At 45.7% G+C, this 12083-nt stretch carries 13 protein-coding genes and 1 pseudogene; 7 read left to right on the top strand and 7 right to left on the bottom strand.

Annotation, left to right across the window (positions count from 1 at the left end; translation table 11 throughout):
• Both lspA and ACTIE6_RS05890 read right to left on the bottom strand, forming a co-directional pair.
• On the bottom strand, positions 1 to 503 hold a 503-nt coding region (lspA, locus tag ACTIE6_RS05895; RefSeq protein ID WP_439555745.1), incomplete at its 3' end, for a signal peptidase II.
• Positions 503 to 1192, bottom strand: coding sequence for a 3-keto-disaccharide hydrolase (locus ACTIE6_RS05890; protein WP_439555746.1), 690 nt, complete (start codon positions 1190 to 1192; stop codon positions 503 to 505). The genes lspA and ACTIE6_RS05890, both read right to left, overlap by 1 nt.
• Before the next feature lie 139 nt (positions 1193 to 1331).
• On the opposite strand from ACTIE6_RS05890, the gene ACTIE6_RS05885 reads away from it, so the two are divergent.
• Positions 1332 to 3152, top strand: coding sequence for a M61 family metallopeptidase (locus ACTIE6_RS05885; protein WP_439555744.1), 1821 nt, complete (start codon positions 1332 to 1334; stop codon positions 3150 to 3152).
• 1 nt (position 3153) lies between these two features.
• Here ACTIE6_RS05885 and ACTIE6_RS05880 read toward each other — a convergent pair whose 3' ends face one another.
• Both ACTIE6_RS05880 and ACTIE6_RS05875 read right to left on the bottom strand, forming a co-directional pair.
• Positions 3154 to 3924 (bottom strand): TIGR03915 family putative DNA repair protein, encoded by a 771-nt coding sequence (locus ACTIE6_RS05880; protein WP_439555743.1) that lies wholly within the window; start codon positions 3922 to 3924, stop codon positions 3154 to 3156.
• Positions 3924 to 5180 carry a putative DNA modification/repair radical SAM protein gene (locus ACTIE6_RS05875; RefSeq protein WP_439555742.1) on the bottom strand — a complete coding sequence of 419 codons (1257 nt, stop codon included), beginning with the start codon at positions 5178 to 5180 and terminating at the stop codon, positions 3924 to 3926. The genes ACTIE6_RS05880 and ACTIE6_RS05875 overlap by 1 nt, the downstream gene beginning before the upstream one ends.
• A 139-nt stretch (positions 5181 to 5319) precedes the next feature.
• On the opposite strand from ACTIE6_RS05875, the gene ACTIE6_RS05870 reads away from it, so the two are divergent.
• Complete coding sequence (locus tag ACTIE6_RS05870; RefSeq protein ID WP_439555741.1) at positions 5320 to 6063, top strand: thioredoxin family protein; 744 nt, start codon at positions 5320 to 5322, stop codon at positions 6061 to 6063.
• On the opposite strand, the gene ACTIE6_RS05865 is transcribed toward ACTIE6_RS05870, so the two are convergent.
• Entirely contained in the window at positions 6064 to 6864 is an 801-nt protein-coding gene (locus tag ACTIE6_RS05865; RefSeq protein WP_439555740.1) for a GNAT family N-acetyltransferase, read from the bottom strand.
• Positions 6865 to 7006: 142 nt separating this feature from the next.
• Here ACTIE6_RS05865 and ACTIE6_RS05860 point away from each other — a divergent pair, with 142 nt between their 5' ends.
• Positions 7007 to 7846 (top strand): sulfurtransferase, encoded by an 840-nt coding sequence (locus ACTIE6_RS05860; protein WP_439555739.1) that lies wholly within the window; start codon positions 7007 to 7009, stop codon positions 7844 to 7846.
• 39 nt (positions 7847 to 7885) lie between these two features.
• Here the strand turns inward: ACTIE6_RS05860 and ACTIE6_RS05855 are convergent, their stop codons facing one another.
• Positions 7886 to 8761: a c-type cytochrome gene (locus ACTIE6_RS05855; protein ID WP_439555738.1), complete on the bottom strand. Its 876-nt coding sequence runs from the start codon at positions 8759 to 8761 to the stop codon at positions 7886 to 7888.
• A 189-nt stretch (positions 8762 to 8950) separates the two neighbouring features.
• Between ACTIE6_RS05855 and ACTIE6_RS05850 the strand changes: the two genes are divergently transcribed.
• Genes ACTIE6_RS05850 through ACTIE6_RS05840 form a run of 3 tightly spaced genes read left to right on the top strand, consistent with a single transcriptional unit; the run spans position 8951 to position 10809 of the window.
• Positions 8951 to 9961 (top strand): helix-turn-helix domain-containing protein, encoded by a 1011-nt coding sequence (locus tag ACTIE6_RS05850; RefSeq protein WP_439555737.1) that lies wholly within the window; start codon positions 8951 to 8953, stop codon positions 9959 to 9961.
• Positions 9958 to 10479, top strand: a complete 522-nt coding sequence (locus ACTIE6_RS05845; RefSeq protein ID WP_439555736.1) for a YceI family protein — start codon at positions 9958 to 9960, stop codon at positions 10477 to 10479. Before ACTIE6_RS05850 ends, ACTIE6_RS05845 begins: the two co-directional genes overlap by 4 nt.
• Positions 10480 to 10533: 54 nt before the next feature.
• Entirely contained in the window at positions 10534 to 10809 is a 276-nt protein-coding gene (locus ACTIE6_RS05840; protein ID WP_031528017.1) for a hypothetical protein, read from the top strand.
• Here ACTIE6_RS05840 and ACTIE6_RS05835 read toward each other — a convergent pair.
• A complete protein-coding gene (locus ACTIE6_RS05835) occupies positions 10806 to 11069 on the bottom strand; it encodes a hypothetical protein (protein ID WP_439555735.1) in 264 nt (87 codons plus the stop codon). The two genes, ACTIE6_RS05840 and ACTIE6_RS05835, sit on opposite strands and share 4 nt — an antisense overlap.
• 163 nt (positions 11070 to 11232) lie before the next feature.
• Here ACTIE6_RS05835 and ACTIE6_RS05830 point away from each other — a divergent pair.
• Positions 11233 to 12083: pseudogene (locus ACTIE6_RS05830) on the top strand (hypothetical protein); the annotation flags it as partial.

Below are 12083 nucleotides of genomic sequence, written 5' to 3'. Positions count from 1 at the left end.
ACTCTCCCTTTCTGCCTGCTATACGATTGATACAAAAAGATAAACATTCCTGTCATAATGGAGACGTCGGCCATGTTGAAAATGCCGGTTTGTACGAAGCCGAGGTTGATGTGCATGAAATCGGTAACTGATCCGTGGATCATGCGGTCATAAATGTTGCCGATGCCGCCTCCGATCGCGAAGCTTAAAGCTAGTCCGCTGAGCAGGGTCAGGTTTCTTTTTGTAAGTATGTAATAAACGCCGAACAGCAATGCAATCAGAGGGATAACCGAAAGTACGATCAGCTTGATGGTTCCCGGCAAGTTGCTGCCAATGCTCAGAAACGCGCCTGAATTTTCAACATAGGTAATCACGAAATAGTCTTTGATCACGCGCCGCGTCTCGTAGAAGCCTACGTTTTTGCGGATCACTTCTTTGGAGATCTGGTCGCAGCCAATGTTGGCGATAAGGATCAGTAAGATGATCGTATTTCTAAAAACCCTGTTGGTACTGAATTTTGACATTACTTTGACAACGTTTTGATAGGAGTGACCATCACATCCCTGAATTCAACCTCGGCACCTTCCGATTGCAGCGCGATCTGACCTTTTTGTGCTGTGGCATTGTAGCCATAATTTACCATAACACCATTGAGCCACACTTTGATCGAGTTTTTCACACATTCGATCCGCATGGTATTCCACTCGCCGAGCGGCTTTTCCGTTCCATCCGTCAGATTGGGAATGCGGCGAAGCTTATCTCCGTTTACGCCCCATTTTTCTTTCGGGCCGCGGCGTTTTTCCATATCAGGAACCGTAATATCTTCCTGAATACACCAGAAATCTCCTGCATTTTGATGCATCATCTGAATTTCAATGGATTTTGGGAACATATCGTACAAGTCGCGCGGCTTGGATACAAACACCAATGCGCCGCAGTTGCCCGGCTTGCCAACAAAACGGTACTGGTAAGTAAAACGAAAATTCTCATATTGATCGTCTGTAATCAAATGTCCGCCCGGCGTTCCCAAACTCACCAGGTTTCCATTCCTGATCAGAAAAGGTGATTTTACATCGGGATTTTTATCCATTTCCGGAACATCCGCGTGCCATCCTTTCAAATCCTTGCCGTTGAACATAGCTTTTGACTGACCAAAACAATTTTGTGAGATCAACAGGGAGAGGGCAAGAGCTGGCGCCAGCAGAATTTTCATCATTTTAGGATGTTTTTAGGTTCAAGTAGAATTGAGTTGGAAAAATTAAGTAATTAAAATCTGAATGCATTCAGGAGATTGTAAAATATGGAAGTTATGGTATAAATTGAAGGTCTTTGTTAAAGCAACTTTCTGATCTATGAATAAAAAATTACTTTCTCTTCTGACCCTGCAACTGATTGCATGGAATGCTTTTTCACAAAAGCTTTCCTACGATGTATCGTTTCCCAACCTCGTTCACCACGAGGCCAACATCAAACTCAGCGTTTCGGATGTGGCGCAAAAGGAGCTGACTTTCAGGATGAGCCGGTCGTCGCCGGGCAGATATGCCACGCACGAGTACGGCAAGAATGTGTACGATGTGAAAGCGACGGACAAAGCCGGCAAGGCACTGCCAGTGCAGCGTATAGACGGCGATATTTATAAAATTTCAGGAATAAACGGTTTTGCGCGGGTTGAATATACCCTTTACGCCAATCATGCTGACGGAACTTACGCGGGGCTTGATCTTTCGAGCGTGCACCTCAATATGCCGGCTACATTCATGTGGGTCAAAGAACTGCAAAATGTGCCTATCGAAGTAAAGTTCAATTTGCCACAGGATTCAAAATGGACCATTGCGACGCAATTATTAAAAGGCAAAGAGGCAAACACATTTACAGCACCGGGCTTGCAGTACTTCATGGATTCGCCTACCAAGATCGGGAAGCTGATCTGGAAAGAATGGACGCTTGATAATGCAGGAGGGAAGCAATCCAGGTTCAGGCTGGCGCTCGAAGCCAATGCAAGTGACTCGCTGGCTGGCAGCTTTGCTGATAAAGTGAAGAAGGTAACGCAGGAAGCCAAGATGATTTTTGGCGAATACCCGGTTTTCGACTCGCCGGAGTATACTTTCCTGGCCAGCATTAATCCGTATGTGAGAGGGGACGGAATGGAGCACCGCAACAGTACGATGATCAGCATTCCGGTGGCTTTTAACGGATCGGATAATCTGCTGGGCGTGTTTTCACACGAATTTTTCCATACCTGGAATGTGGAGCGGATCCGGCCGAAAACGCTGGAACCTTTCAACTTCGAGAAGAGCAATATGAGCTTCGAACTCTGGTTTGCGGAGGGATTCACACAATATTACGGCGACCTGATACTCGCACGTGCCGGGTTTGATCCGTTAAATGATTATTGCCAAACCCTTACTTTCCTGGTAAATACCAAAGAAAATACAGCCGGTGCAAAGCGGATATCCCCCGTTGAAGCGAGTTGCATGGCCGTTTTTGTGGATGCAGGTGTGGCGGTTGACAAAACCAATTATCCCAATTTTTACACTTCCTACTATCCTTACGGCGCGTCCATCGCATTGGCGCTGGATCTGGAACTGAGGTCGAGAGGTTTGAACCTGGATGATTTTATGAAAATGGTCTGGGCTAAGCACGGAAAGCCGGAGATACCCTACGTAATTTCTGATCTGGAAGCGGTGCTTGCGACCTACTCCAAAGATCAGCGTTTCGCCGCAGACTTCTTCCGGAAGTATGTAAATGGACACGAAAGCATGGATTACGCGCCATTGCTGGCTAAGGCGGGTTTGACATTGAAAAAGCAGTCAGAAGGTCAGGCCTGGATCGGAGATGTGCGGTATAAGGAAGGTAGTGAACTGACAATCACCAGTAATACATTGATCGGCTCACCCATTTACGCTGCCGGGCTGGATGTTGACGATCAAATTTTGAAAATCGAAGGCAAAACAGTCGGCTCCCAGAATGAGCTGAATAACATCCTGAAAGCACACAAACCCGGAGACAAGCTTAACATAGAATACAAGCATCGGGAAGAAACAAAAATGACGGAAATTACGCTGGCGGAAAATCCGAGATTACTTGTTGTTCTCAATGAGACAGTCGGCAAACCTGTGACCCCCGAAATGCAGCAATTCAGAAATGCCTGGCTGAGCAGCAAGATCAAATAAGTTAAGGCTGTTTTTCAGAAAGGTATTTCCAATATCTTTTCGGCACGTGACGAATGTGGAGCTTCATGTTCTTACGTGCCGGAATATTTACATTTTTGAAATAATCCTTCCAAAGAATTGTATAAAGCTCTTCTTTCTCATTCAAAAGTTGCGCAGGCAATGCATTCAGCCTCGGCGACATTTCTTCCGAAAAATCAAACACGATTTCTTCCACCTTTTCAAGATCATAGAAGAGCCCGTACTTCCTTTTTAAATCATAAATGATCCATTTCTGGTCGGCATAACGATTTCGAAAATGGGTAATTAAAAGAGGCAATACATTAAAATCCGGCTCAATGTGCGAGTAAAAGATTTCGTCAGAAGTTTTCTGAAAGCGGATAAATGCTTCCATTCGATGCTTTTCACGATGCACTTTCCGTTCCCATTGCGAAACTGCCAGCACCGATGGGTGCCCGTAATTTTCCTCAGCACCCTGCGGATTGTCTATGATATAGCAGGCAAAAACCAGTAAGTGCTGGAATGCGTCCGGCTGCTCGGAAAGGAAGGTCTTGTAAACGTTCAGCAACCACTCTTTACCCAGCTTTTTACGCAATCCTGCCCACACCCTTTTTGCCTTTTCGTCTTCGCTTATCACCGTAAAATGCTGCTGAAAAACGTCAGGATGAAAATGCTGTTCACTCACCAGTTTGACATTCGTGCTCTTCTTCTTGTAACTATCGAAAACGGCAGTGAGCAAACCTTCCAGCGTACCGTCAAAAACGTAAGTTTCCATCAAAAAAGAGAAAGCTGGTTGTGCGCCGTTTTCAGGTATTTACTATGACTTTCCGACAAAATAATTCCCTTAATATGTCCTGCCTCGTAATCATTCAGCTGCATGGGACTGTCGGCAAAGCGGATGAAATGCCGCGCTTTATTAAAGGATATACCTATTTTTTTCAAATGGTCGCGGTACAATCGGCCAAACTTCCGCGCCTGTACAATCTTTAATGCAGAAGTAACTCCAATGCCCGGCACGCGCAGGATCATCCGGTAATCTGCCGTATTTACATCTACCGGAAATTGTTCCAAATGCCGCAAGGCCCAACTCAGCTTGGGATCAACGTCCACATCCAGGTTAGGGTGGGTATCATTTACTATTTCCTGCACATTGAACCCGTAAAATCGCATCAGCCAGTCGGCCTGGTAGAGCCGGTTTTCACGGATTAATGGTGGTTGCGAGCCGATAACAGGCAGGCGGCTGTCATTACTGATCGGGATATAGCCGGAGTAGTAAACCCTTTTAAGCGAAAAGTTCTTGTAAAAAGAATTGGCTGTATGCATAATTTCCTTGTCCGTATCCGGAGTAGCACCAATCACGATCTGCGTACTTTGGCCGGCTGGAACAAACTTTGGCACACTCTTGATCAGCGCTTTTTCGTCCGAAAACTGCGCTATACTTTTCTGAATGTACCCCAGCGGCTTCTTCACTTCTTCGTGCGATTTCTCAGGTGCCAGTATTTTCAGCCCTGTTTCGGTCGGCATTTCAAGATTGATGCTCATCCTGTCTGCATACATTCCTGCTTCTTTCAACAGCTCTTCGCTCGCTCCGGGGATTGTTTTTAAATGGATATAGCCATTAAAACGCTCCTCTGTCCGCAGCTTTTTTACAATACGGACCAGCCTCTCCATTGTATAATCCGCATTTTTGAAGATACCGGAACTCAGGAAAAGTCCTTCAATATAATTCCGGCGGTAAAAGTTAATCGTGAGCTCGACCACTTCTTCTACGGTGAATGCGGCCCGCTTGATATCGTTGCTCCGCCGGGAAACACAAAATGCACAATCAAAAATGCAGTGATTGGTCAGGAGGATTTTGAGCAATGAAACACAGCGACCATCTTCTGTGTAAGAGTGACAAATCCCAGTGCCTTCCGCATCGCCCAGCCCTTTGTTCTCATTCTTCCTGTTACTTCCACTCGATGAACAGGAAACATCATATTTTGCAGCATCTGCCAAAATTCCCAGCTTCTCTCGGATCCTCTCGTACATAATTCAGTCAATAATTTATTTTAATCTAAAATATTGAGGTGGGTTCGGCAGTTATTAGAACGGTATAAATATCGGCATTGTTTCTGATAATATCAAATTTTTGATACTGATTAAATCAAAGCATACAAGGGCGCTCTTCATGTTCCGTAAAGTACAATTCACATTTACACTCTTCTTTTCTTTTTTAGTTGCAGGTCTCAGCCAGGCGCAGGAGCCGAAAGTGACGCGTTACAATGGAAAGGTAAGTCAGCAGTTCGTGATGAACCGCGAAACGGTGATCATTGATCATGCAACAGGCAAGCGAATATCTTACGCGGAATATGACGAAAAGCTGAAAAGAAATCCCGGCATGTATAAGACGCTTCCGATTTTTGACAAATACGGTAAACCTTCGTCTTTTGAACTGATCAAGAAAAGCCAGGTTTATGTACAGGAAGATGGTTCAGTGATGAACAATCCCGACCTCATGCCCGAGATAGGCGAGCCGATATCCCCATTCATTATGACAGGTTTGGACGGGAAGGAATATAATTCAGAAAAGCTGCGCGGAAAGTATATTCTGCTTGGTTTTTGGGTAAAATATGAAAAACCGCTTTACTCACTTGCAGCCACAAAAGTGATTTCTGATTTTGTAGACGAGAATAAAAAGAAAGGAGTTGAGATTGTCTCCCTTGGTACCACCTTGAATACCGAAGAAGAATGCATGCAGGCGATTCCCAAGCGGAACTGCGGGTTTGTTCCGGTACCTGATTCCTTCGGTTTCAATCATCGCTACAAGATCAGTGAGACGCCCTATTTTATTTTGGTTGATAGAAAAGGGATTATCCGCGCCATGGCGCCGCATACTGAATTTTCCAAGATCAGTGATTTGGTATTGAGATAATTAACCTAACTGACCGCTGATCCGGTTGAAGATTTTATCTGCTTTCCACGCTCTTTTTTTACCCAGGTACATTCTCCTGGAAAATTTCCGTTGACTAAACTGTCCTTCTTCCAACAAGTTAATAGCTAGTACATTATCCTGCGGTAAAACTGCCGTTTGCTCATTTTGCATGCGCAGCTTCATCAGTTCGAGTCCCGCGTGATCATCGATCGCGAAAATCGGGCTATCTCCCCAACCCGGAATATAGTAGCCAAGTACCTGCCCATTTTCGAGATAAATCATCGATTGGTGCAGGAAATCGCTCAGGATACCTGAACGGTCTTCACAACTGATCTGGCGGTCAACTTCAAAAACTTGTCGGCGAAAACGGTCTTCAAATGGAGCTATATTTCCTGTTATCGGATAAACATTGTTGCTCCCTTCACGTTTAAAATGGCCGTAGCAGGTTTCCAGTTCAAAGCCAAGCTTTGTGTAAACAGGATAGCCGAAGTCGGTGGCATCCAGGTAAATGGTGGTGTACTGTTTCGGGTCTACCGAGTCAATCAGCGTTTGGGTGATCAGCTTTCCCAATCCTTTGTTGCGGTGATCCGGGTGGACGATAATGCACGCAAGCCAAACCGAATCAGCGTGTCGCATGGTTGTACCTATGGCCACAATCTGATTATTTAGGCTGATTTTCAATGGTGTACAGTGCGGAGAGTCAACAAAATAGCGAAACCGTGGCATGAGATTGCCCCAGTCAGGTGGTTGTAATTCCGGTAGCTGAGCGAGGTCCGTCAGCAGAAAATCGGAAGCTGTCATCAGAAAGATTAAATGCGTGATTTGGTAAACATCTTTAAAAATCTGTTGCTGATCAAAAAAATACCTCGATTTTTCTTTCAAGGCGCTTTTAGATTTTTTTGACCAAAATCCATTTTATTTACTGCTCATAAAAGAATCCATTATGAACATCATCACAGCTGACGATTTTAAATCAATGCGCGCCGGTGAGGCATTGACCCTGATTGATGCCAGGGGGGGAGCCGATGCTGCCGAAAGGTACCGGGCTGAACATCTTGAAAATGCATTCCTTGTTGATCTGGAAACGGATTTGTCGGAGAAAGGTGAAGATGCTGCAAAAGGAGGCAGGCACCCGCTCCCAGAGCCAGGCAAGTTTAGCGAATTACTCGGTCGCCTGGGCATTTCTCCGGAGCAAACAGTTATCGTTTATGATGATAAAAAAGGCGCAAACGCAGCAGCGCGCTTCTGGTGGATGCTGAAAGCTGCGGGGCACGACAAAGTGTACGTCGTGAGCGGAGGCCTCGATGCACTGAAAGCCGCAGGTGTACCGGTAACCGACAAAATACCCGAACAACCAGCTGCCGCAAACTATTCAATAACAGCCTGGCAGCTGCCCACTGTCGATATCGACTACATATCGCAAATTTCTACTGACCCTGCCTTTATGGTGATCGATGTGCGGGAGCATTACAGGTATATAGGTGAAAGTGAACCGATTGATCTTGTTGCGGGCCATATTCCCGGCGCGGTGAATATTCCATATACAAGCAATTTGAATGAAAATGGGGAATTCAGGTCGGTGGAAGAGCTGGCTGCTAAATACAAGGAAGCATTGGGCAACCGCACTCCCGAGCAGGTGGTAGTGCATTGTGGCTCAGGGGTTACCGCTTGCCACACCTTACTGGCGCTGGCGGAAGCCGGGCTTGAAGGCGCTGCCCTTTACGTTGGTTCGTGGAGTGAATGGTCGAGAAATAACAAGCCGATCGCTTTTGGAAATAACTAGTAAAATGCCGGACAAACGAATCTTTGTCCGGCACTTGTTTTAAATGGAGCGCAGGTACTTATATAGTGAAGCGAGCTCCGTCTGTGTATACTGTGCAGTCATTTTCCAGGGCATATCTTCATTTTTCAGAACATGCCCCTCGGGTGTTTTGCCGGTGGTAAGTGTAGTAACAAATTGTTTGGCGGACCAATTACCTACATGCCCCGAACTGGTAATATCCGGAACCGGCGGGAAGCCAGGTGCCAGCGGCTCACCGCCTTTCATATCGGGACGGTGACAGCCGGAGCAGGAAACCGCAAGGTATTTACCCAATTCAATACCCTCAACAGAATCAACGCTTGCTACCATTGGTTTTTGATGGTCAATCTTCTCGACTGAAAGCAGCGGCATTTTCCCCATAAAACTCATTACCATTGCGACCGGCCCGATAGCATTTTCTGGTAAAGACCTGTTTACAGCGGGTACTTGACTGCAATATGCAATCAGCGCCGACATATCCTGCTCCGAAAGCAGGGTCGTTTCGTGGGAAGGCATGAAAATCAGCGGTTTACCGTCTTTGCCGATCCCGTGCCTAAGCGCATTGATCCAGTCGGCCTCATTGTAGTCCGCAGGAAGGCCACCTGGTCCTTTTGTCAGATTACTGGCCACCAGTCTGCCCACAGGCGTGTCGTCGTTCATAATTTTACCGGCCAAATCTGCTGCGTGGCAATCCTGGCAGCCCTTGATCGCAACCAGGTGACGACCGCGGGCCAGGGTTGCACTATCGTTTGTAATGCGAAGTGGCTCGGCTTCAAAGTGGTAGGTACGCTCCATTCGGTCGTTCATGTTCACTGCAATGTAGCCGTAAAACGCGGCTAATGCGATGAGGACCACGCCCAGGGCAATTCCAGCGCATTTTAGAATTTTCAATATCATGGCTTTGCTAATTAGTTTTCGGCAAAGATCCATTTCTAAACGGCCGGGGAGGCTACGCAAGGCGGATTTACAACTACGCAAGACGGATTTTTACTTAATCCGTTTAGTAACTTTTAAAATGCCGGTTTATCTAAAAAAATAGATTTGCGGGCAAATAGTCATGAAATCAGCATTGTAACTCTTACCGCTATGGTAATCAACTCCTACGACATTCTCGACCTCAACAATTTTCCAAAGCCACAGTCAGTGGAGCGCACGTTAACCGGCAGGCGATCCGACGATTTTGTAGATTGTTACTATCCCAGAATTGGCGCCTTGAAATTCAGGAGCAATCTGCTTCCGCACATGCATTTGATGAACATTCAATGGGCAAGTGAAGAGCTGGTGGAACTGGTAGACAGCGCCTCATCTGATACGATCAACATCAATTTTCACCTGTCCGGCGACCTGGATACGCGCTTTTTGGGGATCAAAGATGAATTGAAGATGAGGCCGCGCAAGCACAATCTTGTGTATGCGCCGCAAGGTGGTTTTACCAACAGGATCGCGCCCCATTCGTCTCTGCAGATGTTTCACCTGAGCATTGAAAAGGGTTTTTTCATTGACTCAATTGGTTGCGACGATCACTGGAGTGAGAAGATCCAGAATGATCTGGCACATAACAGGCCATTTGTTGCTGTGGAAGGCACCCGCGATATTACCCCACTGATGCTGAACCTGATCACGGATGTTTGCAATTCCAATGTCCGCACACCTATGAGCGGGCTTTTGATCCAGTCCAAACTGCTGGAACTGCTTGCATTACAGATCGGGCAATTTCGCGGGCCGGTTGCCCAGAGTACCGGACTTCGTATGGATGAAATTGAAAAACTGCGAATGCTGAAACAGTACCTTGATACCCATTTTCTGGATGAACTGTCGCTTTCACAGCTGAGCAGGGTTTGTTTGCTCAATGAATTCAAGCTAAAAAAAGGCTTTAAGGAATTGTTTGGCGACACTGTGTTCGGGTATCTGCGGAAACTGCGAATGGAATATGCAGAGCGGTTACTACTCGATTCGGGGAACACTGTGGAAGAAGTAGCTTCGCGACTGGGATACGAGTATGCGCATCATTTTTCGACAGCATTCAAGAAATTTAAAGGAATAAGCCCCTCTAACCTGCACGCCAGAAAAGCGGCTGAAATAAAGTTTAAAATATGAGACGGTTAACTGTTGTACTCGGCTTTGTGGCGCTCTGCTCTTTTACAATGCTGATTTCCAAGAACTGGCAGATTGCAGAAGGGTATACGATCCGGTTTGAAGGAAAGTATGCACACGGAAATTTCAATCAGCTCGAGGGCGATATCAGCTTTGATCCATTAAACCCGGAAAGTGCGAAGTTTGATGTAACTGTGGACGTAAATTCCATCGATACGGGAATTGAGTTGAAAAATAAACATGCAAAAAGTGAGAAGTGGTTTGACGCGGAGCAGTTTCCCATAATCAGGTTCACATCTGTGAAGATTTTTAAAGCCGACAGCGGATATGTTGTGAAAGGAGATTTGAACATACGCGGAATTGTCAAACGTGTGGCTATCCCATTCATTTTCAATGAAACGCAGCCTGCTTTTCACGGGATTTTGAAAGTAAATCGCGGAGATTTCGGTATTGGAAAGGTTAATGGAAAAGAATCAGACTCAACAACTGTGGAGATTTCTGTACCAGTGGTCGCACGGTGACAAACCTTGGTATGATATTTTGTTGAGACATTTAAAAGCATCATTTTACAAGCCATGAAAAATATTGAGTGTCATTACAAAGACGGGTCGTTGGTTTTTAGCACAACCAAATCATATTCTTACGCCACAGCACACGAAGTGCTTGACGCATTTAACCTCGTTGGGCTCAATTCCAGAATACGTTTAAAATCAGGTGAATCGTTTAATGTGATTGGCCGGTTACCAGTTAATTATGATCCTTTTGCAGTGAACCATGGCAACTGGAATGAAGTGGTATCTACGTTAATGCATACAAAGCGTGAACTCGAAAATCGAGTCCAGTCACTTTAATCTTCGTCAAGATCTTTCAGCTGTTTCAATAGCTCATTCAAATCATTTTCTGCTGACCTTAATGCCTTTAAATCAGCAGATTCGACGGCATTTTCTGCCGGATCATCAAAATTCTTAGACTCCTCCATGACATCGGGATTTTCCCTGTTGTCAGAGGAAGTATACCTTTCAAATCTCAGGTTATTCGCTTCAAATTCGATTTGCTGCCTTTTCGACAAAATCTTTTCTTCCAGATCTCTTCTGCTAAGTGGCTCGTTCATTTTTGATCGTGTTTTTAGAATTGGGAGGAAAAAACCAGGCCAATAAGTGTGATTGCCTTCTGCTCATTGTACTTGCCTTTCGGTAATCGCTTTTGTGTGTTGTTGTTACGGTTATAAGATTTGGTTAACCTATGTGGTTTCAATCTTTAAAACCGTCCGTACCATGAAACACAGCTACAAAATGTACCTTTTGGTAATTACCGGGATATCTGTTATTGCAGGGGCGTCTCTCAGCATCAAGAGAGTCCAGCATTCTTTGCCAAAAACATCTTCGTATCTAAAGTCCGCATCCACAGACATTTCTGCGACCGCAATTGGCAGTATTCAGGAAAGTCTTTCCAAGCGCGAATACCACGTCAGCTACGATTCCACAAGGCATGTTTATCAAAGTCCTAACCGTCAGCATAACCTTCGGGCTTACTATGAGCCCGGCTCGCTGACAGTCTGCAACAGGAAAGATTCCATTGGTCACAATTTTAAGTTCAGGATGATCAACAAGGGGATATTTGTTGATCATAAACTGATAAAAACAGAAGAACAAAGTCCGAGGTTTGTGCTCGAAGCAAATACGGCAGAAATCCGGTATGACGCTATTGTTGAACAGTATGTAAATAGTGAGGCTGGTATCAGGCAAAACTTCATCATCGGCAAACCTGCGGAAGGAAGTGAGAAGCTGGAAGTGCAGCTCGCCGTTGAAGGTGCCACAATCCGTGACCTTGGCAACAACGAGCTGGAACTGTTCCCGTATGGTACGGCAGACAATACATTAACTTACAAAGACCTGAAATGCTGGGATGCTGATGGAAATCTGCTGGCAGCTGTCATGACATCCAAAGAGGGCCGGATTTCCATTTCGGTGGATGTAAAAGGCGCCGCATTCCCCGTCACAATCGACCCGATCATAGCCAATGGTAACCCTTCCAACGCAATCCTTGTCCCGGAGGTCAACCAAACCCAGGCGTGGCTGGGCGGATCAGTTTCGAGCGCAGGCGATGTGAATGGCGACGGGTACAG

Source organism: Dyadobacter sp. (assembly GCF_051859145.1).
Lineage (GTDB): Bacteria > Bacteroidota > Bacteroidia > Cytophagales > Spirosomataceae > Dyadobacter.
The sequence above is the reverse complement of the archived record's forward strand: the minus strand, read 5'-3'. Positions and strand labels throughout refer to the sequence as shown.

Coding starts and splice junctions, on each gene's coding strand:
- ACTIE6_RS05855 (WP_439555738.1), bottom strand. CDS start 8,761: ATGATATTGAAAATTCTAAAATGCGCTGGAATTGCCCTGGGCGTGGTC.
- ACTIE6_RS05850 (WP_439555737.1), top strand. CDS start 8,951: ATGGTAATCAACTCCTACGACATTCTCGACCTCAACAATTTTCCAAAG.
- ACTIE6_RS05880 (WP_439555743.1), bottom strand. CDS start 3,924: ATGGAAACTTACGTTTTTGACGGTACGCTGGAAGGTTTGCTCACTGCC.
- ACTIE6_RS05845 (WP_439555736.1), top strand. CDS start 9,958: ATGAGACGGTTAACTGTTGTACTCGGCTTTGTGGCGCTCTGCTCTTTT.
- ACTIE6_RS05870 (WP_439555741.1), top strand. CDS start 5,320: ATGTTCCGTAAAGTACAATTCACATTTACACTCTTCTTTTCTTTTTTA.
- ACTIE6_RS05835 (WP_439555735.1), bottom strand. CDS start 11,069: ATGAACGAGCCACTTAGCAGAAGAGATCTGGAAGAAAAGATTTTGTCG.
- ACTIE6_RS05865 (WP_439555740.1), bottom strand. CDS start 6,864: ATGACAGCTTCCGATTTTCTGCTGACGGACCTCGCTCAGCTACCGGAA.
- ACTIE6_RS05885 (WP_439555744.1), top strand. CDS start 1,332: ATGAATAAAAAATTACTTTCTCTTCTGACCCTGCAACTGATTGCATGG.
- ACTIE6_RS05860 (WP_439555739.1), top strand. CDS start 7,007: ATGAACATCATCACAGCTGACGATTTTAAATCAATGCGCGCCGGTGAG.
- ACTIE6_RS05875 (WP_439555742.1), bottom strand. CDS start 5,180: ATGTACGAGAGGATCCGAGAGAAGCTGGGAATTTTGGCAGATGCTGCA.
- ACTIE6_RS05840 (WP_031528017.1), top strand. CDS start 10,534: ATGAAAAATATTGAGTGTCATTACAAAGACGGGTCGTTGGTTTTTAGC.
- ACTIE6_RS05890 (WP_439555746.1), bottom strand. CDS start 1,192: ATGAAAATTCTGCTGGCGCCAGCTCTTGCCCTCTCCCTGTTGATCTCA.